General features: G+C 43.4%; 20 protein-coding genes and 1 pseudogene. 12 read left to right on the top strand and 9 right to left on the bottom strand.

The window, feature by feature from the left end; all coding sequences use genetic code 11:
• Positions 1-155 precede the first annotated feature (155 nt).
• The 3 genes from EAH55_RS03700 to EAH55_RS03710 all read right to left on the bottom strand — a co-directional run bounded on the left by EAH55_RS03700 (position 156) and on the right by EAH55_RS03710 (position 2,077).
• Complete coding sequence (locus tag EAH55_RS03700; RefSeq protein WP_121808515.1) at positions 156-938, bottom strand: enoyl-CoA hydratase/isomerase family protein; 783 nt, start codon at positions 936-938, stop codon at positions 156-158.
• A 222-nt stretch (positions 939-1,160) separates the two neighbouring features.
• Complete coding sequence (locus tag EAH55_RS03705; RefSeq protein ID WP_112571474.1) at positions 1,161-1,463, bottom strand: winged helix-turn-helix domain-containing protein; 303 nt, start codon at positions 1,461-1,463, stop codon at positions 1,161-1,163.
• Positions 1,460-2,077 (bottom strand): hypothetical protein, encoded by a 618-nt coding sequence (locus EAH55_RS03710; RefSeq protein ID WP_121808516.1) that lies wholly within the window; start codon positions 2,075-2,077, stop codon positions 1,460-1,462. The genes EAH55_RS03705 and EAH55_RS03710 overlap by 4 nt, the downstream gene beginning before the upstream one ends.
• Before the next feature lie 140 nt (positions 2,078-2,217).
• Here EAH55_RS03710 and EAH55_RS03715 point away from each other — a divergent pair, with 140 nt between their 5' ends.
• From EAH55_RS03715 to EAH55_RS03725, 3 genes are read left to right on the top strand one after another with little or no spacing between them, the layout of a single operon-like run.
• Positions 2,218-3,036 (top strand): thiol-disulfide oxidoreductase DCC family protein, encoded by an 819-nt coding sequence (locus tag EAH55_RS03715; protein WP_121808517.1) that lies wholly within the window; start codon positions 2,218-2,220, stop codon positions 3,034-3,036.
• Between the two features lie 2 nt (positions 3,037-3,038).
• Entirely contained in the window at positions 3,039-3,968 is a 930-nt protein-coding gene (locus EAH55_RS03720; RefSeq protein ID WP_121808518.1) for a TIGR01777 family oxidoreductase, read from the top strand.
• A gap of 52 nt (positions 3,969-4,020) precedes the next feature.
• The gene (locus EAH55_RS03725) at positions 4,021-5,031 is read left to right on the top strand and encodes an amidohydrolase family protein (RefSeq protein ID WP_121808519.1); all 1,011 of its coding nucleotides are present in this window, start codon (positions 4,021-4,023) and stop codon (positions 5,029-5,031) included.
• 140 nt (positions 5,032-5,171) lie between these two features.
• On the opposite strand, the gene EAH55_RS03730 is transcribed toward EAH55_RS03725, so the two are convergent.
• A complete protein-coding gene (locus tag EAH55_RS03730; protein ID WP_121808520.1) occupies positions 5,172-6,404 on the bottom strand; it encodes a hypothetical protein in 1,233 nt (410 codons plus the stop codon).
• The gene (locus tag EAH55_RS03735) at positions 6,382-8,787 is read right to left on the bottom strand and encodes a DUF2339 domain-containing protein (protein ID WP_121809024.1); all 2,406 of its coding nucleotides are present in this window, start codon (positions 8,785-8,787) and stop codon (positions 6,382-6,384) included. Before EAH55_RS03735 ends, EAH55_RS03730 begins: the two co-directional genes overlap by 23 nt.
• 156 nt (positions 8,788-8,943) lie before the next feature.
• On the opposite strand from EAH55_RS03735, the gene EAH55_RS03740 reads away from it, so the two are divergent.
• From EAH55_RS03740 to pgl, 9 genes are all read left to right on the top strand, one after another.
• The gene (locus EAH55_RS03740; RefSeq protein ID WP_121808521.1) at positions 8,944-11,328 is read left to right on the top strand and encodes an alpha-L-rhamnosidase-related protein; all 2,385 of its coding nucleotides are present in this window, start codon (positions 8,944-8,946) and stop codon (positions 11,326-11,328) included.
• A gap of 242 nt (positions 11,329-11,570) precedes the next feature.
• Positions 11,571-12,326 (top strand): ROK family protein, encoded by a 756-nt coding sequence (locus tag EAH55_RS03745; RefSeq protein ID WP_121808522.1) that lies wholly within the window; start codon positions 11,571-11,573, stop codon positions 12,324-12,326.
• 39 nt (positions 12,327-12,365) lie between these two features.
• Positions 12,366-14,369 carry a transketolase gene (gene tkt, locus EAH55_RS03750; protein ID WP_121808523.1) on the top strand — a complete coding sequence of 668 codons (2,004 nt, stop codon included), beginning with the start codon at positions 12,366-12,368 and terminating at the stop codon, positions 14,367-14,369.
• Positions 14,370-14,506: 137 nt separating this feature from the next.
• A complete protein-coding gene (gene rpiA / locus EAH55_RS03755) occupies positions 14,507-15,214 on the top strand; it encodes a ribose 5-phosphate isomerase A (RefSeq protein WP_112571454.1) in 708 nt (235 codons plus the stop codon).
• A gap of 218 nt (positions 15,215-15,432) precedes the next feature.
• A complete protein-coding gene (gene tal / locus EAH55_RS03760) occupies positions 15,433-16,521 on the top strand; it encodes a transaldolase (protein WP_121808524.1) in 1,089 nt (362 codons plus the stop codon).
• 105 nt (positions 16,522-16,626) lie between these two features.
• Positions 16,627-17,253, top strand: a complete 627-nt coding sequence (locus EAH55_RS03765) for an HAD family hydrolase (RefSeq protein WP_121808525.1) — start codon at positions 16,627-16,629, stop codon at positions 17,251-17,253.
• Positions 17,250-18,674 (top strand): NADP-dependent phosphogluconate dehydrogenase, encoded by a 1,425-nt coding sequence (gene gndA, locus EAH55_RS03770; protein WP_121808526.1) that lies wholly within the window; start codon positions 17,250-17,252, stop codon positions 18,672-18,674. Before EAH55_RS03765 ends, gndA begins: the two co-directional genes overlap by 4 nt.
• Before the next feature lie 26 nt (positions 18,675-18,700).
• Positions 18,701-20,215 (top strand): glucose-6-phosphate dehydrogenase, encoded by a 1,515-nt coding sequence (zwf, locus tag EAH55_RS03775; RefSeq protein ID WP_121808527.1) that lies wholly within the window; start codon positions 18,701-18,703, stop codon positions 20,213-20,215.
• A gap of 7 nt (positions 20,216-20,222) precedes the next feature.
• A complete protein-coding gene (gene pgl / locus EAH55_RS03780) occupies positions 20,223-20,954 on the top strand; it encodes a 6-phosphogluconolactonase (protein WP_112571444.1) in 732 nt (243 codons plus the stop codon).
• Between the two features lie 175 nt (positions 20,955-21,129).
• Here the strand turns inward: pgl and EAH55_RS03785 are convergent, their stop codons facing one another.
• From EAH55_RS03785 to EAH55_RS03790, 4 genes and pseudogenes are all read right to left on the bottom strand, one after another.
• On the bottom strand, positions 21,130-22,692 hold the full coding sequence (locus EAH55_RS03785; protein ID WP_317127562.1) for an FtsX-like permease family protein: 1,563 nt from the start codon (positions 22,690-22,692) through the stop codon (positions 21,130-21,132).
• A 75-nt stretch (positions 22,693-22,767) separates the two neighbouring features.
• Positions 22,768-23,049, bottom strand: a pseudogene (locus tag EAH55_RS31390) (ABC transporter permease); the annotation flags it as partial.
• Positions 23,050-23,080: 31 nt separating this feature from the next.
• The gene (locus EAH55_RS31125) at positions 23,081-23,488 is read right to left on the bottom strand and encodes an ABC transporter permease (protein WP_208644783.1); all 408 of its coding nucleotides are present in this window, start codon (positions 23,486-23,488) and stop codon (positions 23,081-23,083) included.
• A 142-nt stretch (positions 23,489-23,630) separates the two neighbouring features.
• Positions 23,631-25,997: an ABC transporter permease gene (locus EAH55_RS03790; protein ID WP_121808528.1), complete on the bottom strand. Its 2,367-nt coding sequence runs from the start codon at positions 25,995-25,997 to the stop codon at positions 23,631-23,633.
• Between the last annotated feature and the right edge of the window lie 319 nt (positions 25,998-26,316).

Genomic DNA, 26,316 nt, shown 5'->3' on the forward strand with positions numbered 1-26,316 from the left:
AACGATCAAGCGTAGACGCTTAATCGTGCGAGTTTTTAAGAACTCAATATTAGAATGCAACAGCCCTGCTCTCAAGAGGGGAATCACACAATCCCCCTTTTTGCCTCAAGTTAACGGATATGGCATAGGCACTTGATTGGGCGAGAATAATTTTTCTATTCCCCCTTAAACTCCGCTTTACGTTTTTCCGTAAAGGCGGCCACTCCCTCTTTAAAATCTTTGGTGCCGAAGCTTTTGCCAAATTCTGTTATTTCGGTTTCATAGCCGTTAACCCCATCGGTATATGCGGCGTTGATACAGCGAATGGCGGCAGCAAGTGCTAAAGGTGCGCGGGTTAATATTTTGTTCAGGATCTCTTCGGCTTTGGTTAACAACTCTTCGGGAATAGTTACATGGGTAACCAGGCCATATTGCAAGGCATCGGCAGCGGTGATCATATCGGCGGTGAGGATCATTTCCATGGCTTTGCCTTTGCCAATCAGTTGTGTGAGGCGCTGCGTGCCGCCATAACCGGGCATCAGTCCCAAAGTTACTTCGGGCAGGCCCATTTTAGCGTTATCGGATGCTATGCGGATATGACAAGCCATGGCCAGCTCAAGTCCACCGCCTAAAGCAAAGCCATTTACTGCCGCTATTACTGGTTTATTGCCATTGGCTATCAGGTCAAAAACTTCGGTATGGCCTTTGCGTGAAAGCTGCGCCCCTCCTTCAACATCCAGTGCCGCGAACTCACTGATATCTGCACCCGCAACAAATGCTTTTGGTCCTGCACCGGTGATGATGATACCGCCAACGTCCGGATTTTGAAATGCCTCAGCAAATGCGGTATGCAGTTCGGCAAGGGTATCTTTATTAAGGGCATTCAGTTTGCTTTCGCGGTTGATGGTGATGTATTGAATACGCTCTTTATTTGCTATCAATAAGTTTTGAAATTCCATGGGAGATATACTTTATGTATTGCTTGAAATAACCAGATGCTTCATGTAAAAGTAGTAAGAAAATTATTGAAGTTGTTTTACGCTTCCTGTAAACAGATGCATTGATCTGAAAGAAAAAACCGGCATTCTCGTTATTGAGAATACCGGGTGTTATAGTGATTAGGTTTAGGCGCAATCGAATATTTATTCACTTTGTATTTCAAAGTGAATAAATAAAAAAAATTATAGTTTCTGCTGTTTGATCAAATTTTCGAGGGCAAGCAGGTGCAGCCTGAATGCGGCGCGCCCTTTTTCGGATGCCAGGTAGCGCGTATTGGGTTTACGGCCTATGAAAGATTTCTCCACCTGGATGTATTCTTCTTTCTCCAGCGCTTTCAGGTGCGATGCGAGGTTGCCGTCGGTAAGGTCAAGCAATTCTTTAAGCGAGTTAAAGTCATAGCTTTCGTTGGCAACCAATACGCTCATGATTTGCAGGCGGATGCGGTTTTCAAAGGCTTTATCAAACTGATCTAATGATATCTTCACTTATCGTATTTAAAATGCATTACCGTACCATAAATAATGTGGAGCAGGCCGAAACCAACACTCCAGAAAATTAAGCCGTATCCCGGCATCACGGCACAAAGCAAACCTAATAAAATCTCCAATATCCCCAAGCTTCTAATCCCCGAATATGTATAATGACTTCCGGCAACTAACGACATGCCATAAAATATCAGTGTGGCAGGCGCTATAATGCCGTAATAGCCGCGGTAAACCAATATTATGGTAAACAAACCGCCGCTTACCAGCGGAATTGCCATATTAATAAGCAGGCGCTTGCTGCCGGCGTTCCAAAACGGCTGACCGTTTCTTTTGGCTTTACGTATCGATAGCCAGATGCCGGTACCAATTGAAAGTACAAGTACAGCTATGGCTACGATAAATAATTTAATGATCAGCGATTCTTCAATTAAGACCTGACCTTCTCTGAGTGCGGCGTACTGGCCCTGAAGCAAAGTGTATCCTATCCCCGCGCCAATGAACGCGTAGATCCCGGCCATTACCCCCGAAAGGCCACTAAGCGAAATAAACTTGGCCGACCGCTCCATCAGGTCGCGGATGGAACTTAACTCTGCATGAATATCTTGTTCTTTCATTAAAAGTACTTTGTTGTTCAAAGTTATAGATAAGATCTGATTTTGCAAGAGGGTGAAACACTTTTATTGAAATTTAATTTTCAGTATTTATTGAAAGTTTAAAATATATCGTATATTTGTTTCAGAAAACACTGAAAGTTATGAAAACGCTTAAGAATCATATGATCTTGTTTGATGCCGAGTGCCCTATGTGCCGTGTTTATACCGGGGCGTTTGTAAAAACCGGTATGCTCGATGCCAATGGCCGTTCTGCTTACCAGGAAGCGCATGCGGGCACCTGCCCTGTTTATGACAGGCAACGGGCCGTTAACGAAATAGCTTTGATAAACCTGGAAAATGGCGAGGTGACTTACGGCGTTAAAAGTCTGTTTAAAATAATTGCCAACACTTGGCCAATATTTTCCACCTTATTTGCCTTAAAGCCATTTGTCTGGCTTATGAGCAAGGCATATGCTTTTATATCATATAACCGCCGGGTAATTATTCCAGCCGCCGAAACGGGGTTTGAGTATCAGCCTACCTTTAAGCTGCATTACCGCTTATTGTACCTGCTGTTCACCTGGTTTTGTACCGGGTTTATCTTAACGGCGTATGCGCACTTGCTTGTGGGAATGGTGCCTTTGGGTAACCCTTACCGTGAATACCTGATTTGCGGTGGACAAATCCTTTTCCAGGGCGCCGCGATATGCAGTTTTGACCGCCGTAACATGTGGACTTATCTTGGTAATATGATGACCATCTCTTTTGCAGGCAGTTTATTGCTCTTGATTGGCCTGATGGTAAGTCGCTTTTTTCAATTCGGTCCACTGGTTTATACCATGTATTTTATGGCCGTGGCTGGTTTGATGTTGCTGGAACATATGCGCCGTACCAAATTGCTGGGGCTTGGCTGGGTACTTACCATTACCTGGGTAACCTACCGTATTGTTTTGTTATTGCTCATTTTAAACCTTAACTGATCATGAAACCCTATAAAAAAATCGTACTGGCAGGTGGCAATGGCTACCTCGGTACTGTGCTGGCTAAATACTATCGCGATCTGGCTGATGAAGTGATCATTCTTGCCCGGAAACAAAAACCTGTTGATGGCAATGTGCATACCGCACTTTGGGATGGCGAAACCGAAGCCGGGTGGACAGTACACCTTACCGGTGCCGATATGCTGATCAACCTGTGCGGCAAAAATGTAAACTGCCGGTATACCGAAAAAAATAAACGGGAAATCATCCGTTCAAGAGTAGTACCAACTGAGCTGTTGGGCCGGGTGATCAATAAAATGACTAACCCGCCAAAAGTTTGGATCAACGTAACCTCTGCTACTATTTACCGTCATGCCGAAGACCATGCGCAGGATGAGGAAACCGGCGAAATAGGTTATGGCTTTTCTATCGATGTTTGCAATATATGGGAAAGCACTTTCTTTAAAACAGATACACCTAATACCCGTAAAATTGCCCTGCGCATGGGTATTGTATTAGGCCACAGTGACAGCGTTTTTCCGCGGTTGCTTAACCTGGTAAGGTTTGGCCTTGGTGGTAAGCAAGGCGACGGGCAGCAATACATGGCCTGGGTACACGAGCATGATGTGGCCCGCAGCACGCAATGGCTGCTTGATCATCCCGGGTTAAACGGTGTGTTTAACTGTACCGCTCCCAAAGCTGAAAAAAACACGGACATGATGCAGGTCATCCGCGAGGCCTATGGCGCGCCTTTCGGTTTGCCTGCTCCCCAATGGCTGCTTGAGGCCGGCGCATTGCTGATCGGTACTGAAACCGAACTGATTTTAAAAAGCCGCTGGGTAGTTCCCAAACGTTTGCTGGATAGCGGTTTTAAATTTCAGTATGAAAGGGCGGAACATGCGGTGCATGATATTTTAAGTATCAGGGGGTAACAGAAAGACCGGGACAGAACTCGACCCGTATAAAATTGTTATATTAGGCTTAATGAAGTTCCATTTGCCGTGGGCAATTGCCTTAATATTTTTCTTTATACTGGCCGGTAGTCTAAAGGCACAGGTAAAGCCAAATCACTACACCGATTATCACGTGCACCTGCAGGACTCTGCCACGGTACAATTGGGATTTCGCATGCTAAAGGCTTTTCATCTGAAAGCCACCAGGGTAGATTCGCTTTGCTTTGATGCCGATACAATTATCACGCGGCTTGATAAGGCAAAATTTCATTCGGCCTGGATCATATCAAATGCGTATTGGTTCGGCTCGCCGGCAACGCCTGTAAAAAATGAATACCAGGAAGTGAAAAAGCAAAACGACTGGATTGCCGCGCAAGCCGCACAGTATCCTGACCGGTTGAGGGCTTTTATGAGTATCAATCCGCTAAAACCTTACGCCATAAAAGAGATTGAGCGTTGCGCGGTCACCAAACGTTTTACCGGTCTCAAGCTTCACTTTGCTAATAGTAAGATCAACCTTTTTGATAAAGCCCAGATTAAACAGTTGCAAAAGGTTTTTGCTGTTGCCAATAAATACAAGCTGCTTCTGCTTGTTCATTTCCGCAGCAGTGAAAAGTGGGACGGTGCGGCAAACACTGAAATACTGTTAAAGCAAATACTGCCTTTTGCAAAAAATACTAAAGTGGTTATCGCTCACATGGCAGGTTGGGGTGGGTATGACAGGCAATCCGATAAAGCACTGAGGCTTATAGCTGCCTATTTACATTCAAATAAAGAGCCTGGGCCCAATTTATTCCTTGATGTCAGCGCTGTTTTTCCGCTCGATGAAAATAGTAACCATACCAAATCCGTCAAAAGGAATACAACCTGGCGCCCGCTGATTGCGCTTAAAAAACAAATCAAAAAAATTGGCACAGATCACATCGTATTCGGAACGGATTGGCCTTTAATAGATATCGACCCTTATATTGAAATGTTGAACGAAAACATAGAGAAGCAGATTACGCAACAGATATTGAATACAAGAGTGGTTGCAGATTGAAGGTTTTACTCGCTGTCCGAAGTCTCTGACTTCGGACGACTATGTTTGTAGTCTTCAGACTACAGTGATTTCCTGTAGTTGCAAACTACAGGCATATGAGTTCGAAGTCAGAGACTTCGAACAGCAGAGTTCACGTGCACTCAATTATCCCCTTCCTTCTTCTTCACCTCCTTAGTCATCTTCAAAGTCAAAAACAACAGCAACCCTAATGATACTATGATGGCAACCCAGATCAACACCGTGTAATCTTTACCAGCAGGTTTCACCGCCGCCGCGTAGCCGGTGTTTTTAACAACAGCTTCATGTTTAATAACGGGTGTGTTGCCGCGGATGCTATCAGCAAAAAATTTAAGGTCGTATTCGGGGGCTTGTGCCAATGAGTCGCCTGCCAGAAACTGGTAGCTTTGTTTGGCTTCCAAATAACTGATCAGGTATTCGTCGGATTGATAAGCTTTAATCTCGCCGATGCTCAACGGCTGGTTATCGCCATTGCTGATCTCAATTAGCAGGTGATTGGTTTTCGCGGCAATCAGCAGCTCGGGGTCTTTATCTGATGATAATTCGGTTTCGCTAATCAATTCTTTGCCATTGTTCACAAACTGATAAACCGCGACGCCGCGTTTGTAATACTTCGGCGCGCTGATATTGAAGTGCAGCTTATTTACCTGGTACTTATCATTTAGCTTAATATCAATAAATGTAGCTTTATTGCTATCCGCGCGGATAACATTTACAGGCGCTATAGCGGTATAACTTTGTGCTGCCGAGGCGTATTCGGTATAAACACCGGCCTGCAAAAATTTAACAGGGTTCTTATTCTTATCGTTTACCTGGATTTTTAAATAACGATAGTTGCTTGCTGGGAAGGATAGTAATTGTAAATAAGTTCCTTCGCTGTTTTGTATAGCTTCCTGCAGCGGAATGTCTTCCTGGATAGCAAACCACTGGTTAAGATTATCACTGCCCAGCAGGTTCACTTTACGTTTTACAGCAGTGTTTTGTAACCTGACCCAAAGACGGTCGAGTACCAGGGCGGTTTTATTTTCGATGATAAAAACGGTACTGGTATCTGTTTTGGGCGTGTTGCTGACCTCCGGAAAAACAACAAAGCTTTTCTGGCTTTTTTGCGGCAGACTCCCGGCTTGTATGTATGGTACAAAATTGCCTTTGGAATCTGCGATGCGGATATCAGATAAATCGGCTTTCGCCTTGGCAATCAACCCTGGTTGCAGACCAATACGGTAAAAGCCCGTGCTGTCAATACTTTGCAGCGCTGCCTTGTATTTAAAGTTTTTTTGTGCCGATGCCGGTGATACTATGCCGCAAAGCAGCAGTGTAAAAAGTGTTAGCTTATTCAGCTTTTTTAGCTTCATCTGTAGCTGTATTTTTTTTATCCTTTTGATAGATGAATGAAACGATAAGCAGCAAAATACCCAGGCAAAAGAAAGCCGCTATCTTACCCCATATCGGGATGTTCTTGATATCGAACAAAAATAATTTAAGCAATGTAATGGAGAACAGTGTCAACGAAGCCACGCGCATAGCCCGCTGTTTATGCTTCATTCCCAGCCACATCAGCGCGAAGGAAAGCAGGCCCCAAAGTATAGGCAGTCCGGTTTTTATATAAACCGTTTCTATTCTGTCAATAGAATTTACCTTGTTGTAAAATAACAGGTTGCTCAGCAGGCTTACTTCCAGGCTTAAAAATACTACAACACCAATACTCAATACCCAGGTGAATATAGTTATAATGCCGGCTTTTTCATTTTTGCGGGTTAACGCGATAACACGATATAGCAGCAGCCCTGTAAATAATGCGCCTACCCAGTGTACTACGAAATGGGCAGCCGGTACTTTACCTGTTTCGAGCATTACATGCTGTAGATTAAAAAACAGTGGTGTTAACAACAGGTAAACGGTAATGCAGGCTAACAGCAAACCAAGTTTCAGGTTATCGGTAAAGTTGATAACGGCTATTTTGAATGATACCACGTAGTAAATAAATACAAATACTGGTGTATAAACCATCATGTATAAAATATTCAGATCGGTGTACGGGAACCTGGTTACGAATTGATGGTTGATCTCCAGCAAACCGCTTAAGTATAACAGGACAAGCCCGGTAATACTGAAAACGCGTTTATCTACCTTAAACCTGCCGGTTGCTTCAGTTGTATCCTTAAACATTAATACCGCGAGCAGGAATGAGCTCACCGCCGCGCAAAGTGTTGTAATAAAACCCTTATTGGCAATGACGGTAAGCGTTACATTGGTATTTCCGTAAATTTGCTCCCAATCCATCAATAAGCTTAGTAGCATAGCTATCCACAGCAATAACGAAGTATATCTCATTAAATTGATGTTTGACTTTTGGTAAAGCCAGTATAGCAGCACTGCTTCCGAAGCCCAGAATATCGTAATGCTATGCCCATGCAGTTGTATCGGGGCTGCCAGCGAAATAAATGTGAGCGTAATGCCAATCAACAGGTAAAGAATGTTGGTATCTACCTTACGGTTTCGGAACAGGATGTATGATAACACCAGGTTTACTACAGCCAGGCTTACGCAAAACAAACCACGGTACTGCTCATCATGCATCATGGTTAACAGGTATAATCCTGTAGCGAAATATAGCCCGGTATTGAGTAACAGAATACTAAAATCCGACGCGATGAATTTCTTGTTTTCGCGTACGTTGTTGGCAATGTTGATAGCAAAATAAAGCGCGTAAAAAATACTGGCAAAAGTAAAGCCGATATGATAGGTGGCCGCCGTAAGGGTATAAAGCACGGTAGAAAAAACAATAACTGTAAAGCCAAATGATACAATATTAAGCACCCGCCATGCTTTGTAATAAGCAATAATGAGCAGCCCGGTATTTAATATGAGCAGGTAAATGAACAATCCATTATAATTGGCGGTGCCGTTACTCACCATAAAAGGACTTGCAAAACCGCCTACCAGGGCAATTACCGCCAACTCCTGCTTATCATACAATAGGGAAAGTACCACCGCGAAAATGGTGATCACAATTAAAATGATAAATGCCGTTGTTTGGCCAAACAAGTGAAACTGCTGAAAGGCCAGCGTTATGGTGAAGTAAAATACAGCCAGGCCGCCGCCTACCAGCACCGAGCTAAAAGCCTTATAGCTGTTGCGGAGCATATGGGCAACGCCTATTAAAATACCGCCGCAAACTATGCCTATGCCAACCCGGCCAACAAGGCCAATCCAATCATTATCAATAGCGTATTTTACAAAAAAGCCTATGGCCAGTACCAGTATGGCTATACCTATTTTATTGACCAGGTTTTCGCCGATGAATTTTTCCAGATCGGGATGGCGCTCAAAGAAGGATGGTTTTGGCGTTACTGGTTTAGCAGGCTCAAAATCACGTGTTTTTACCGGGCGATTGATAATTGAAAAACTATCTTCAATAACTTCAGGCTGCCTTTCAACTTTTGGAGTTATAACAGGCTCTGGTTTTATTTCAGCTTCAATAGGTGGTTGTGGTTTTTCAACAGGAGGCTCAGGTATAACCGGTGCTACAAGAGGAGGCGGAGTGATAATAGGTGCAGGTTTTTCGGCTTTTTTATCTTCGGTAACCGGAGGCCGGTTTATTTTAAGCTGTTCAATAAGGCCTTTTAGTTCAAATATCTTATACTCCAGTTCCCTGATCTTATTGTTTAAACTGCCCTTGTGATTTAGCATCATGATAATGACAACCACCAGTAAAAAGACGGCTAATACATCCATAGTTTTAGGTTTGTAAAAAATAAAGATAAAGGAATTATGAAATAATCCACCATCGGCAGGATTAATCAATAAGCAAACCCCGTATGGAATAATGCGGCTTTAATTGTAATTTAGCTGTGCAGGCAATTGCCAATCACCTATAAACCACACTATTTCATGAGGAGTTTCTTTACGCGCAATCTTTTTGCATTTTTTCTTTTAGTTACGGCGTCAACGTATGCACAAACCATAAATCCGGACCTTTTAAAATACCAGTGGAAGGCATCGTGGATCACCGTTCCGCAGGAATCTTTAAAGGAATACGGGGTTTATTATTTCAGGAAGGATATTGAGCTTATCGCTAAGCCTGCTTCTTTTGTGGTTCATGTATCTGCGGATAACCGCTATAAACTATACGTCAATCAAACGCTGGTTTCATTAGGCCCCGCGCGCGGGGATACCTATTACTGGAATTACGAAACGGTTGACCTGGCTCCATATCTTCAAGCGGGCGAAAACCTTATTTCCGCTATAGTTTGGAATGACGGTGATTACCGTCCGGAAGCACAAATCTCATTACAAACGGGCTTTATTATGCAAGGTGATACCCCGACTGAAGAGGTCATCAACACCAACAAAACCTGGAAATGCATCCGCGACAAATCATTTCAACCTATTACCGGTATCGGCTGGCATCCTTATTATGTAGCAGGTCCGGGCGAACGGGTGGATTTGAATCAATCCATAAAAGACTGGAATACTACCGGGCTTGACGATAGCAGCTGGAAAAACGCTATCCGCATTGATAACGGAAACCCTAAAGGTGTAACCAACGCTTTTGGCTGGATGCTGGTACCCTCGTCCATACCCGCCATGGAGATGACCCTGCAAAGGATTCCGGTATTAAGAAAGGCGGATGGTATAAGCGTACCTTCATCTTTCCCGGGAAGTAAAACGGCGGTCACCATCCCTGCAAACTCTTCGGCTACTTTGTTGCTTGATCAAACGTATTTAACCAACGCCTTTGTAACCCTCAATTTCAGCAAGGGGAAAAATGCAGGCATCGGCATCAGTTATACCGAATCATTATTTAAAACACTGACCGGTCCCGAAGGCACTGTTAAGGGTAACCGAGATGATGTGGATGGAAAGATCTTTGTTGGCCGCAGGGATAGTATCGTTTCTGATGGCGCCACCGGTAATTCATTCACTACGTTAACCTGGCGCACGTTCAGGTATATCGAGGTTAAAATAACCACCAAAGATGAGCCATTGGTTATTGATGATATTTACGGAACCTTTACCGGCTATCCGTTTAAAATGAACGCCAAATTGGAAACATCTAACCCCGAAATGCAGCAAATGCTGGATATAGGCTGGCGCACCGCCCGCCTTTGCGCCGGAGAAACCTATACCGACTGCCCGTATTACGAACAGCTGCAATATGTTGGTGATACCCGCATCCAGGCACTGGTATCCTTTTATAATAGTGGGGACGACCGCCTGGTGCGCAATGCCATCAATCAGATGGATCATTCGCGGCTGGCCGAGGGGATCACCTTAAGTCGTCATCCTTCGTTCTCGCCTCAAATTATCTCTACCTTTTCGTTATGGTACATAGGTATGCTGCATGATTATTGGATGTATCGCCCCGATAGTTTGTTTATCAAAGATAAGCTACCCGGTATGCGCGATGTGCTCAACTTTTTCAGCAAATACCAACAGGCCGATGGCTCACTGAAAGATACCCCCTACTGGACATTTGTTGACTGGGTGAGCGATAAAGGCTGGGATTTTGGTCAGGCCCCTAAAAGCGCCAAAGGAACATCGGCCATATTAGATCTGCAGCTGATGTGGGCTTATCAACAAGCCGGCGAGATGGAAGCAAAGATGGGGATGCCCGCGTTTGCTACAATGTACAAAGCCAAAGCGGCGCAATTGAAAATCGCCATCCAAAAAAAATACTGGGATGCCGGCAAAAAACTTTATGCCGATACCGAGGATAAGCAGCTATTTTCTCAACATACCAATTCTATAGCGGTATTGGCAGGTATGGTTAACAGTGCAGGTGCGCATGATATCAGCCTAAAACTGCTGAATGATACCGCGCTTACCCAATGTACCATCTACTTTAAATACTACCTGCACCAGGCCATGGTAAAAGGTGGTTTGGGCGATGATTACCTGAACTGGCTCAGCATCTGGCGGGATAATATTAAAATGGGCTTAACCACCTGGGCCGAGATCTCAGATCTTGACCATAATCGTTCTGATTGTCACGCCTGGGGTGCAAGTCCTAACATCGAGTTTTATCGCACCATCTTAGGTGTGGATACCTATGCGCCGGGCTTCAGCAAAATAAAAATTGAGCCACATTTAGGGCAGATTAAAAGCATCAGTGCCGAAGTACCTCATCCAAATGGAAAGGTTTATGCCAAATATTTGTTTAACAATGGAAAATGGAATATAAACGTAACGCTTCCGAAAGGTACATCCGGCATTTTTGTATGGAAAGGGAAAACTTTTACGCTTAAAACAGGTACTAACAATTTAATTATCTGAAAAAATTTACAACGTTATTAACATTTTACGTTAATTACACTGATTTTGCCACGCATAAGTAAAAATGCTTTTAAAAATTGGCTTGTTAAATAAAAGCAGCGCTAACTTTACCGTGTTGCTTAAGGACGATAAATTGATTTTATCAGATTATTTAACAATTTGATATTATTAAAATGTGATATTTATGCGCTGGGAACTAAGGGTTTCACCAAATTGCTAACCAGCTAAATAAATTACGCTAAATGAAAAAAACACCATCCCAGCTAAGGGTTCTCTCAATCGATATCGGTGGTTCACACATTAAAGCCACTATCCTGAATAAAAAAGGGGATTTAAAAATGGAGTACGATAAGATACCTACTCCCGCTCCTGCAAATCCCGAAAACGTTATAAAAGCTATCAACACCCTGGTTAAGGATTTTCCTGCTTATGATAAAATATCGGTTGGCTTCCCGGGGTATGTAAAAAATGGGGTTGTTAAAACCGCGCCTAACCTTGGTACCGATTATTGGGCGGATGTTGACCTGAGCAAAAAACTGGAAAAAGCATTAGGTAAACCTGCACAGGTTGTTAACGATGCCGATATGCAGGGCCTTGGCGTAGTTGCCGGCAAAGGCCTTGAAATGGTGATAACCCTGGGCACCGGTTTTGGTACCGCATTGTTAATGGACGGTCATTTATTGCCCCACTTTGAACTGGCCCACCTCCCGATAAAGGAGGGTATTACCTATGATAACTACATAGGCGAGAAGGCTTTGGAAAAAGAAGGCAAAGAAAAATGGAACAAGCGCATGAAGAAGGTTTTCAAAATACTGAAAACCGTATTTAATTACGATACTTTATACATTGGCGGCGGCAATTCAGACGAGCTTACTTTTAAGCTTGATAAAAACATGAAGATAGTTACTAATGCCGATGGCATAAAAGGGGGAGCAAGGCTTTGGCGCGATGAAAGCGAAAGCAAAACCAAGCGTAAAATAGCAACCCCTACCGAATAATTTAAAAACTAACACTAACTACAATACCTGATAAATAAAATGGAAAACCAAAAAGACATAGAAAAATTGGCAATAGATACCGTAAGGGTATTGGCAGCCGATGCCGTGCAAAAAGCAAATTCAGGCCACCCCGGTACCGCTATGGCGCTTGCGCCGATGGGCCACGTTTTATGGACAAAGTTTTTAAACTATAACCCTAAAAACCCTGATTGGGCAAACCGCGACAGGTTTATTCTATCAGCCGGTCACGCCTGTATTTTACAGTACAACTTTTTGTATTTAACCGGCTATGATCTTTCTTTAGATGATATCAAACAGTTCCGCCAGCTAAACAGCAAAACTGCCGGTCACCCGGAATACGGTTTGGCTCCGGGCGTTGAAGTAACTACCGGTCCGCTGGGACAAGGTTTTGCTAATGCTGTAGGTTTCGCGATAGCTCAAAAACATTTGGCTGCGCGTTACAACAAGCCAGGTTTTGAACTTTTCAACTACAATATTTACACCATTTGCAGCGATGGCGATTTGATGGAAGGTGTAACTTCAGAAGCAGCTTCATTAGCCGGTCACCTGCAATTGGGTAACCTGATCTATTTATATGATGACAACCACATCTCTATTGAAGGCAGTACCGATATTGCATTTAATGAAGATGTAAGCGCCCGTTTCCGTGCATATGGTTGGCATGTACAGGACCTTACCGATGTTAATGATACCCATGCGTTAGAGCTGGCTTTGATCAATGCCAAAGCAGAAACTCAGAAACCATCGTTTATCCGCGTTCGTTCGCTGATTGCTTATGGTAGCCCTAATAAATCAGGTACTGCAGGTTCACACGGATCGCCGCTTGGTGCTGATGAAATTAAACTGGTAAAACAGTTTTTCGGTTTCGATCCTGACAAATCATTCAACGTATCTGATGAAGTATTGGATTACTACCACACCAAAGGTGCCCGTGGCGCAGCTGTTGAAGAAAAATGGAATAAATTATTTGCAGATTATAAGGCTAAATTCCCTGAATTAGCTGCTGAATATGAAGCGGCAGCTAAAGGCGAATTACCTGCGGGTTGGAAAGATAAACTGCCTGTATTTAAAGGTTCGGATCCTAAAATGGCAACCCGCCAGGCATCAGGCAAAGTATTGAACGCTATTGCCCCTGCATTACCAAACCTGATTGGTGGTGCGGCTGACCTTGCCCCATCAACCGAAACTAACCTGAAAGAATACGATTCATTTACATCAGAAAACCGTGCAGGCCGTAACTTCCACTTCGGTATCCGTGAGCATGCTATGGGTTCGGCTTTAAATGGTATGGCTTTAACCAAAGGCTTGCTACCTTTCGGTGCTACCTTCCTGATGTTCTCTGAATATATGCGCCCTCCAATCCGTTTGGCTGCCATCATGAAAATAAACCCGATTTTTGTTTATACACATGATAGTATCGGTTTGGGCGAGGATGGTACCACCCACCAACCTATCGAGCAATTGGCTTCTTTACGCTCTATACCAAACTTAACCGTGATCCGTCCGGCTGATGCTAACGAAAGTGCTCATGCTTGGCGTGTTGCCATCGAGAAAAAAGGCGGTCCTACTGTATTGGTATTCACCCGTCAGGGTTTACCTATCCTTGATCAGGATAAATACGGTAAAGCCGAAAACCTGGAAAAAGGTGCTTACATCCTTTCAGAAGGCAGCAAAGGCCCTGATTTAATCTTAATCGCGACCGGATCTGAAGTAGCACTGGTAATGCAGGCGCAGGAAAAACTGGAAGCAGAAGGTATTTCAACCCGTGTGGTAAGTATGCCATCATGGGAGCTGTTTGAAAAACAGGATGCGGCTTACAAAGAGTCGGTGTTCCCTAAAGCAAGCAGAAAACGTTTGGCTGTTGAAATGGCATCACCAATGGGCTGGCATAAATACACCACCGACGAAGGCGATATGCTGGGCATGACTACCTTCGGTGAATCGGCCCCGGCTGAAGATCTGTACAAACACTTCGGCTTCACTGTTGATAACGTTGTTAAAAGAGCAAAAGCTCTGTTGTAGAAGCAAGAAATCAAGAGTCAGGAGACAAGAGTTTTCCTGATTCTTGATTTTGAAAATTATAAAAGCAAAGATCAATGGCCGAGAGATGGGGTTTTGTCTTCCTGGCTCTTGATTCTTGACTTCCTGACTCTTAAGAAATGAACTGGAACAGCAACCTGATAAATAACCTGGAGTGGGCCGATAAGATCATCAATATCGAAGGCAAACAAAAGGTAGCTGCCGAAATAGCGGCAAAAGTTAAGGATGGCGATATTATAGGTGTTGGCTCGGGCTCAACATCGTACCTGGCACTGGTGGCCATTGCCCAAAGGGTAAAAGATGAAAAGCTGAATGTAAAAGCTATCCCAACATCGGTTGAACTTACCATGTTTTGCGCCAAACTGGGTTTGCCTGTAACTACCCTGTATGAGCATAAACCCGACTGGCTGTTTGATGGCGCCGATGAGGTTGATCCGGATAAAAGCCTGATCAAAGGACGTGGCGGGGCCATGTTTAAAGAAAAGTTGCTGATCAGCTCAAGCGCGGTTAGCTATATCATTGTCGACGAATCGAAGATGGTTGATAAGTTAGGCTCGAAATTTCCGGTGCCTATCGAGGTTTTTCCGCAGGCATTGCCTTACGTTGAAAAGGAACTGAAAAGTTTGGGTGCAACGGAGTTAACTATTCGCCCGGCAAAAGGTAAAGACGGCCCGATAATTTCAGAAAATGGCAACCTGGTATTGGATGCTAAGTTTAATGAGATCGGTAAAAGTTTTGAGCGGGATATTAAATCGATAACAGGAGTAATTGAAAGCGGGCTTTTTATCGGCTTTGATCTGAATATCATTATGGCGGCTAATAATTAGTCTGAAGTCGCAAGTCCGAAGTCAGGAAAAACAAGACTTTTGACTTAAGACTTAGAACTTCCGGCTTAACAATGATATGTTAACAAAGTATGATATAAACCTTACAATTAAGGGCATTCTTATTAAGAACTTTACATAACAGACCGATTTGGTAGTAATTTTTGCTACCTTCATCGCGCTTTTAACAAAATAATTAACAAACAAAAACGAACCCTATTATGGCAACTAATAATGTAGCGCAGATACATGGTTTTGGTCAGAGTATCTGGCTTGATTTTATTGACCGTGAGATCATCTCTTCAGGAAAACTTAAAGAATTAATTGACGTTGACGGCGTACGCGGCGTTACTTCAAACCCGGCAATTTTTGAAAAAGCTATCAGCAGCAGTTCTGATTACGATGCTGATATCGCTGCTCTTAAATCTGAAACTGACAACGAAAAATTATTTTTTGAAATTGCTGTTAAAGATATCCAGGCTGCTGCCGACCTGTTTAAAGGTGTTTACGAAGAGTCAAACAAAGTTGACGGTTATGTAAGCCTTGAAGTTTCTCCGTTTTTAGCTTTAGATACCGAAGGTACTGCTAAACAAGCCGAAGAACTTTGGAAAAAAGTTGACCGTGAAAACGTAATGATCAAAATCCCTGGCACTAAACCAGGTTTGGCCGCTATTCAGCAATCAATTGCAAAAGGTATCAACATTAACGTTACCCTGCTTTTTGGTTTAGAGCGTTACGAAGAAGTAACTGAAGCATATATCGCTGGTTTGGAAGAGCATTTAGCTGCCGGTCACAAAATCGCACACATTGCATCAGTAGCAAGTTTCTTCCTGAGCCGTATCGACGTGGTTGTTGACCCAATCATCGAAGCTAAAGGCGAAAAAGAATTATATGGTGAAGTTGCTATCGCGTCGGCTAAAAAAGCCTATGAAATTTACAAACGCGTATTCAGCAGCGAAAGGTGGAAAAAACTTGCTGAGCAAGGTGCACAGCCACAGCGCTTGCTTTGGGCAAGTACCGGCAGCAAAAACCCTGCATTTAAAGATACCAAATATGTTGAGGCATTAATTGGCCCGGATACTGTTGATACCGTTCCTTTGGAAACTGTTGACGCTTTTCGTGATCACGGTATTGCAGCAAACACTTTAGAAGCAGGTTTAGATAAAGCTACTGAGATCCTGGCAAAACTACCTTCTTTAGGTATCGATCTGGCTGCTGTAACCCAGCAACTGGAAGACGAAGGCATCGAGAAATTCAACAAGCCATTTGAAAAGCTGTTGAATGCTATCGAAGCACAAAAAAACAAATAATTAAGCTCTGAGTCTTAAGTCGAAAGTTTTGAGTTCGAAGTCGGAATAATTTTTTGACTTCGAACTTAAGACTAAAGACTCCCGACTTCAATAAAAACTACATCTATGGAAGTTGCTGATCTGAAGATCCTTTTTTTTGACGTGGGCGGCATTCTGCTGTCAAACGGATGGGGACATGAGGCCCGTGAAGAAGCGGCCAAACGTTTTAAACTCGACTACGCTGAGGTTAACGCCCTGCACAATTTTATTTTCAACGTATACGAAATTGGCAGCATCACGCTTGATGAATACTTGGATACGGTGATATTTAATCACCCAAGGGATTTTGTACGCGAAGATTTTAAGGATTTTATCTACTCTACGTCTGTTGAATTGCCGATGCTGCAATTCCTTAAAGACTGGAAAAAGGATTGCGGCTTCCGTATTATATCGGTGAACAACGAGGGTAAAGAACTGAACGATTACCGTGTACGCAAATTTAAACTGCATGAGTGTTTTGATGCTTTTGTATCATCATGCGAAGTTAAAATGCGTAAACCTGATCCTGGTATCTGGCAACTGGCCATGGGTATTGCCCAGGCATCGCCGCAACAATGCGTGTATTTTGACGACAGGAAAATGTTTGTTGATACCGCGCAAAAACTGGGTATCCGTTCGTTCCAGCACACCAGCCTCGAAGGCACCAAGAAAATTTTAGAAACACTTAAAAAAGAAAACCTCAAAACAAAATGAGCGCAACAGAAAACAAATACGCCTTTGGTATGATAGGCCTGGGTGTTATGGGTCGCAGCCTGCTGCTGAACATGGCCGATCATGGCTTCGCGGTTGCCGGACACGATAAAGATACCGGTAAAGTAGATTCATTAAACCAGGAAGCTGGTGACAGGGAAGCCAAAGGGTTTTCCGATGTTAAAGAGTTTATACAAAGCTTAACCACGCCAAGGGCTATCATGATGCTGGTACCTGCCGGTAAAATTGTTGACGCCGTAATTGAGGAATTAACCCCGTTGTTAGAAAAAGGTGATATCCTGATTGATGGCGGTAACTCGCACTTTACCGATACCAACCGCCGTGTTGAAGAATTGGAAGCTAAAGGCCTTCATTTCTTTGGTATGGGTGTATCTGGTGGTGAAGAGGGTGCCCGCCGCGGCCCGAGCATGATGCCGGGTGGCGATAAGGATGCTTATGCTGTAATGAAACCTATTTTTGAAGCCATTGCCGCTAAAGTTAATGGCGAGCCTTGCGTTACCTACATTGGCCCTGGCGCGTCAGGTCACTTTGTTAAAATGGTGCACAACGGTATCGAGTACGGTATCATGCAGGTAATTGCCGAAACTTACGAGATCCTGAAAAAAGGATTGAAAGCAAGCAACGAAGAAATTGGCGATCTGTTTGCTAAATGGAACGAAGGTCGTTTGCAATCATTCCTGTTAGATATCACAAAAGATATTTTCAAATACAAAGCTCCGGGTACCGATCATTTATTGTTAGATGATATTAAAGACGAAGCTAAGGCTAAAGGTACCGGTAAATGGACATCGCAGGTGGCTATGGACTTGGTAACCCCTATCCCAACCATCGATACTTCAGTATCAATGCGCGACCTTTCTAAATATAAATCGTTACGTGAACAAGCTTCAACCGTTTACAACGATCCAATAGAGCTTAACGGCAGTAAAGAAGAGTTATTGGTTGCTTTAGAGCAGGCTTTCTACTTTACCAGCATCCTTACTTATGCACAAGGTATGCACCTGCTTACTAAAGCTTCAGAAGAATTTAACTACGACCTTCACCTTGGCGAAATCGCTAAGATCTGGAGAGGCGGCTGTATCATCCGTTCAGAATTCCTGAATGATATTTACAACGCATATAATAAAGATAAAGCATTGCCGCACCTGTTGCTTGACAGCGATGTAGCAAGCCTTGTTAAAGAAACTTTACCGGGCATCAGGAAAGTATTATCGGCTACAATCGCTGCCGGTGTTGCTACTCCGGGTTATGCTTCGGCATTAAGTTACTTTGATGCTTTCCGCAGCGAAAGAATGCCTTCAAACCTTACCCAGGCTCAACGCGACTACTTTGGCGCGCACACTTATGAGCTTATCGGTAAAGAAGGCGTTTTCCATACACAATGGGCTCCGGCAAACGATTAATTAACGGTTTTAATTAAAACACAACAATGAGCACAACAGCTAAATCAGAACCTACCATATTTATCATTTTTGGTGGTACAGGCGATTTAAATGCGCGTAAAATAGCACCGGCCCTATACAACCTGTTTTTGGACGGTTGGATGCCAAAGCAATTTTCTATTATAGGTACCGGTCGTACCAAACTTACCGACGAGCAATTCAGGGAGAACCTGCACAGGGATATCAACCAGTTTTCGCGCAGCGGTAAAACCGACGATAAGCAATGGGCCGAATTTGTAAAAAACGTTTACTACCAGGTATCTGATGCTAACGATTTTGAAACTTATAAAGAGTTTGGCAAACGTATTGAAAAACACAATGCCGAGTGGAAAACCAAGGCAAACGTGTTATTCTACCTTGCAGTAGCACCTAATTTCTTCCCGATCATCGCGTCGAACATATCAAAAGCTAAACTGGCTGAAGATAAAAAACGCGTAAGGATCATCATTGAGAAACCATTTGGTCATGACCTGGAAACAGCGAAAGACTTGAACGCTTTGTTAAAGAGCATTTTTGACGAGTGCCAGATCTATCGTATTGACCATTACCTGGGCAAAGAAACCGTTCAGAATATTATGGCCTTCCGTTTTGCCAACTCCATTATGGAGCCGCTTTGGAACCGTAATTATATCGAGCACGTACAGATTTCGGTTACTGAGCAATTGGGCGTTGAAGAACGCGGCGATTACTACGATGGCTCAGGTGCTATGAGGGATATGATCCAAAACCACTTGTTGCAGTTACTTTGTCACATCGCAATGGAGCCACCGGTAAGCTTTAGCGCCGATGAAGTACGCGACCGTAAAGTTGACGTGTTGAAAGCCATGCGCAAATTTACTGCTGAAGACGTTCGTAATTCGACCGTTAGGGGCCAGTATGGCAGCGGATGGATGAAAGGCCGTGAAGTGCCCGGCTACCGTGAAGAACCAAAAGTTGACAAAGAGTCAAATACCGAGACTTTTGCGGCTATTAAGTTTTTCATCGATAACTGGCGCTGGCAAGGTGTTCCTTTCTACCTGCGTACAGGTAAAAGGCTGCACCAGTCATCATCGGTTATCACCATCCAGTTTAAGGATGTTCCGCACCAGATTTTCCCTGCCGAGGCGACAGAAAGCTGGCAGCAAAATAGGCTCATCATCAGCATACAGCCAGAGATGAGCATCCGTTTGCAGGTTCAGGCTAAACGCCCTGGTATTGATATGGTATTAAACGCCGTTGATATGGTGTTTGACTATAAAGGTACTTATACCAACCAGGCTCCTGAAGCTTATGAAACGCTGATACTGGATACCATGATGGGCGATCAGACTTTGTTTATGCGTGGCGACCAGGTGGAAGCTGCATGGGAACTGGTAATGCCTATCCTGAATACATGGCAAAGCAAAAAGAGCCTTAATTTCCCTAATTATTCGGCCGATTCATGGGGCCCTGAAGCCGCTGAAGCTTTAATTGCCCGCGATGGCTATAATTGGTTTACCTTACCTGTAAACGGTAAAAAATAAAAAGCTAATGACACTGAATATCTATAACACGGAAGATGAAGTATTAACCGGGCTGGCCGATCATTTTGTTACACTGGCTACGGAAGCTATCAACAAAAACGGCAAGTTCAGTGTGGCGCTTTCGGGCGGCAGCTCTCCTAAAAAGCTATATGAACTGCTGGCTTCAACAACCTATGCCGACCAGGTAAACTGGGAAAAGGTTTTCTTCTTTTTTGGAGATGAGCGCAACGTGCCCCATGATCATAAAGACAGCAATTACCTGATGGCTAAAAAGGCCTTGTTTGAGCCATTGATGATAAGCCCGGCACAAATTTTCCCGGTTGAAACATCATTTGGACCTGCCGAGGCAGCCGCTAAATACTGGGAAGTGATCTCTGCGTTTTTTGACGATGATGAAGCAAGTTTTGACCTGGTATTATTAGGCCTGGGCGATAATTCGCACACCGCATCACTATTCCCGTATACACCTGTATTGCATGATCGTGTGCCCGGTGTGAAAGAAGTATGGCTGGAAGATCAGCAGGTATGGCGCATTACCCTTAACGCACCGCTTATTAATGACGCAGCCCAAATAGCGTTTTTAGTTTACGGAGCAGGTAAGGCCGAAGCTGTGAAACACATACTGGAAGATGATGAGGATATTGAACTGTATCCTGCTCAGCTTATTGATTCGATATCTGGTGAGGTAGAATGGTTTGTTGATGAACCGGCTGCCGCAGCATTGGAAAGTAAAGAGTAATATCTGTTATTTATAGCAAAAGGGCCTAAATGTTTAGGCCCTTTTTGTTTACAGGTGAGGCCGTGTCATTGTGAGCGAAGCGTGGCAACTGCACGGAAGCATAGCCGCTCTGTATAGTTACGAGATTGCCGCGCTGCGCTCAGCAATGACGCGAGTTTGATTTTCTACCCAAAAACTATTCCCGCCTTAAACTGTCAACCGGGTTAGCAAGCGCAGCTTTAATGGATTGGACGCTGATAGTAATAAAGGCTATTAAAATGGCTATCACGGCTGCTAATGCAAAGGTTGTCCAATTTATACCTATGCGATACGCGAAAGCGTCAAGCCAGTGATTCATGGCCAACCACGCTATCGGGAAGGCAATAACAATGGCTATCAGCACAAGCTTAATAAAATCTTTAGCCAACAGGGTAACCACGCTGCCTACCGTTGCGCCTAAAACTTTTCGCACACCTATTTCGCGGGTGCGCACCTGGGCGGTAAATGCTGCTAAACCAAGCAGGCCAAGGCAAGAGATAAAAATCGCTATCCCGGCAAAATAGTTAAACAAAGTGCCTTCGCGTTGCTCTCCCTGGTAAAGGTTATTGAATTCTTCATCAAGAAAGTTATAAGAAAAAGGGAACTCGCCGTTGTATTGCTTAAACTGCACACCCGCCGCCGCTATAGCTTTGGTAGCATTATTAGTGGTGGTTTTGATATACATCGCTTGGTAAACGGAAGGGCGATAAAAGAAAATAGCGGGCGCAATTTTTTCGCGCAGGCTGGCAAAATGAAAATCTTTAACTACGCCAATAATGGTGCCATTTGTTTTTCGGAAACGGAAATGCTTACCAATAGGGTTTTTCATCCCTATTTCTTTTATGGCGGCTTCGTTAAGTATAAAATGAGTAGAATCAGCTACGGCGCCGCTAAAGCCGCCGCCTTGCTGCATTTTGAGCTTAAAAAACTGAATAAAATCTTTATCAATCCCCATTGGATGCAGGATAAAGGTTTGTCCCGGCGCTTTGCCATCCCATGAATTATCGCCCGATATCATGCCGCTACTAATGATGCTGCTGGTTGCATGGGTTACGGCCTCTATGCCGGGTTCCTTCAAAAGCTCGGCCCTTACAGCGTCATAATGCTTTGAGGCATCGCGCAGCCAAACACCAAAAACGCGGCTTTTATCATACCCCAAATTTTTTGACTGGATGTATTTGAGTTGCTGCGTAATAACCAAAGTACCAACAATGAGCACCACCGAAAAAGTAAATTGCACTACTACCAGTATTTTACGGAAAAGCACGTCGCCAATACCGCTTGATATTTTACCCTTAAGTGCTTTTAATGGTTCAAAAGATGAAAGCAGTAAAGCCGGATAAATGCTGGATAATAGCAAGGTAGCAGTTATTGTTCCGGCGATAATAAACCAAATTTGATAATCGGAAAGATTAAACGCCAATTGCTTACCTGCAACTTCATTAAAAACAGGCATCACGTTGTAAATTACCAGCACGGCTAAAACCGCCGAAAACATGAACAGCAAAGCAGTTTCCACTACAAACTGCATAAACAATTGTGTTTTGGCCGCGCCGATGATCTTGCGCATGCTGATTTCCTTTGCCCTCAGCATAGCACGGGCGGTTGACAGGTTAACGTAATTGATACAAGCGATAACCAATATCACTAAGGCAATAATAATAAAGATGCGTACAGTGCTGATGCCCCTATCGGTACCATCGGCATTATAAAGGTGCATTTTGGTAACAGGCAGCAGGAGGTAATCAGCATCGGTATCTTCAGGTTTCCTTTTTAAATGGATCTTATTTAAATCGGCCGATAGTTGTTTTAACGAGGTACCGGGTTTTAGCTGCAAATAAGTTTCGTACGAGTAATTGCTAAAATCATGGTTCAAATCATTTTTTAAATCAGTCCTCAAGTATTTAAAATGATAGCTCATGGGCATAATCATGTCATAATGAATGCTTGAGTTAAGCGGAAAATCATTAATAACACCCGATACCGTAAAGTTTTCTTTGTTATCGGCCACAATAACTTTTCCCAGGGGATTATCGTTTCCGAAATATTTTTTTGCTGTACTCCTGGTAATTACTACCGAATTATCATTGGCAAAAGGCTTTGCCTTATTACCTTATCAACGGAAAATCAAAAACAGTAAACAACGATGGGTCGGCAAAGCCTACCGACTGTTCACCAAAAACCTTATCCTGGTATTTATACAATGAGTAAAGCCAATTATCGACTAAGCGAACCTGATTTTGCACGGCGGGCAGCTCCTGTTTGGCCAGCGGCCCCATGGGTGCTACAGTTACCTGCCAAATCTGTCTGCTGGCGCCGGTGCCGCCAAAAAGTTCAACCCGGTAAATGTTTGATGCATTTTTGTGAAAACTGTCAAAACTAAATTCGTCCTGCACCCAAAGCAGGATGAGGATGCCAATGGCAAGCCCCACAGTTAAACCTGCAATATTGATCACCGAATAAAATTTATTGCGAACAAGGTTACGCCAGGCGGTTTTGATATAGTTCTTCAGCATAAAAATCCATTTTATCTTATTATGTGGTATGCAAAACAATGCCAATATCACAAATAACTATATATCAACAACTTAAACAAAAGCAACAAAACATTATCGTTCGGATACGGACAATTGAGTGTTCATTTATGTAACGCAAACATCACTCAGTCCTTAAGCTCTTAATGGGGTTCACACTGGCGGCTTTGATAGATTCATAACTAACCGTAAGCCAGGCTATACCCAAAGCAGAACCCGACGCCACAAGAAATATCAGCCAGCTAATATTAATGTGATAAGCAAATCCGGCCAGCCAGGTATTCGCCGCATACCACGCAACCGGTAGCGCTATGCAGATAGCTATCAGGATCAACCTGGTGATTCCGGATGATAACAGGTAAACCAGGTTAAATACCGATGCTCCTAATACCTTGCGCACGCCAATTTCTTTAGTACGCTGCTCGGCAATAAATGCTGATAAACCGTACAAACCGAGGCATGATATAAAAATCCCTATCGCGGCAAACAACTTAAAAATATTGCCCATCTGTTGCTCACCGTGATAAAGGCTGGCCATTTGCTGATCAACAAAATTAAAACTGAAAGGATAAGCCGGGCTAATTCCTCTGCTCATTTTTTCCAGCACTTTAATAGTTGCAAAGGTTGCCCCGGGTTTGGTTCGTATAACCACAGTACCGCCGCCGTCGGTTAAGGCAATGATCAAGGGCTCGATAGCCGACTGGGCCGGTTTAAAATTAAAATCTTTAACAACGCCAATAATAACACTTGGTTTATCATGCAAGGACATCGGTTTTCCAATGGCTGCCGCAGGATCAGTAAAGCCCATCAAACCCAATAGTTTCTGATTAATAACGCAATTATTCGAATCGGTTTTAATCGATTCAGAAAAGAAACGGCCTGCCAGTAATTTCAATCCGAATAAGCGGGCAAAACTCTCACTCACGTACATTCCCGGTGTAGGGTTACCAAGCGTTTTGGGATCCTTACCCGGCCATGAGGCGTTTGCACCAATCCCAACATCAATGGGGAGCTCACTGGTAATAGTAAAATCACTGGTAAGCGGATTCTGTTTCAACTCATTTCTCAATAAGGTCCCCTTTTCTTCCATATCACCATTTATATCCATGTATAAAAGGCTGGATTTATTGAAACCAGGGTTTCTTTCCCTTACAAACTTAAGCTGCTGGTAAATGACCACTGTACCTATCAACAGTACCACCGAGACCACAAACTGGGTTACTACCAAAGCATGACGGAAAATTAAATTACCACCCATTGATTTCACATTCCCCTTAAGCACTTTGACAGGGTTAAAGCCGGACAGAAACAGGGCCGGGTAGCTGCCGGATATCACCCCGGTTATCAAAGCAATACACAGCAAACTAAGCCAAAGCTTAGCATCCGCAAAATTAACAGTAAGCTGCTTGCCAACTAACTGATTAAACATCGGCAGAACTAAAATCACTATCCATAGTGCAAGTAAGAGTGATAAAAAAGCAATGAACACCGCTTCACTTAAAAACTGGAATATCAGCTGAAATCTTTGCGCTCCGGCTACTTTTCGCAGGCCGATCTCTTTCGCCCGACGGGCCGAGCGCGCGGTAGCCAGGTTCATGAAATTGATACAGGCAACGGCAAGTATCAAAATAGCCACAACAAAAAACATTTTTAAGTACAACGCATTGCCATGGCCGGGCAAATCCATTTCGATAGCCGGGGCCATGTGAATTTGGGTAATTGGCTGAAGATGAAACGCGCTTTTCATTTGCGGTTCGTGTTTATGGTAGATTTGAAAAATCTGGCTTTCCAGTTTTTTCAAATTAGCGGGGCTTGGATCAAAGCTTTTGTCCAACTGAACATAGGTATGAAAATAAGGCGCTTCCCATTGAAATTTTTCTACTTTAGGATTAGCCCGGTATAACGCTGCCGTTGGCATTACAAAATCAAATTGCATGTGTGAATTGGCGGGAATGTTAGCTAAAACCCCGGTCACTACTACATTTTCGCTATTGTCTTTTTTCAGAAATTTCCCCACCGGGTTTTGATTGCCAAAATATTTGGCAGCCGTTGCCTCGGTTATTAAAACGCCATCTATCTGTTTAAAAGCTTCAGCCTTATCACCTTTTACAAGCGGAAATGAAAATACATCCAGAAAATCAGGATCGGCATAAAGTACCCGGTCTTCTATGAACCTTTTATCGTTGGCTTCAAACAGGTAACTCTTAGGGCTTATACGTACCGCGTTTCTAACAGCCGGTAATTGTGCTTTTACTGAAGCGGCCATTGCAGTGGGAGTACCGGCCATGGTTAAGCCATCAACATCCCAATTTATACGATATAATTGCCCTGCGTTTTCATGAAACTTATCATAACTTGTTTCGTTTTGTACCCAAAGCAATATCAGGATACTTGCCGCAAGACCGATGGCTAAACCGGATATGTTGATAATGGAGTAAGCTTTGTCCTTAATTAAATTACGGTAGGCGAGTTTAAAGTAAGTTCTGATCATGGTATGTAGGTTTAAAGGTTTACTAAAAAAAGCCACATCATTTCCCGATGATTTTACTCCTCAATATACAGATCATAACGGCTTTACGGCTATTATATTCCGGATGTATTTTGCAATATCCCAATCGGGATATCAGCCCATATAAAAATAATCAGGATGGTATGTTTGTGATATCAGGTTAAGTTATGATAATATGACTTTAAATTTCATGCCACAACACAATCAACTAACAATGAATCAATTGCACATAAAGACAAGATCATATTGTTCGGAAACGTTACAACCAGTGTACGACTTTAAACGGTTGCTCTCGCTAAGG

This window comes from Mucilaginibacter kameinonensis, from assembly GCF_003675385.1.
GTDB lineage: Bacteria > Bacteroidota > Bacteroidia > Sphingobacteriales > Sphingobacteriaceae > Mucilaginibacter > Mucilaginibacter kameinonensis.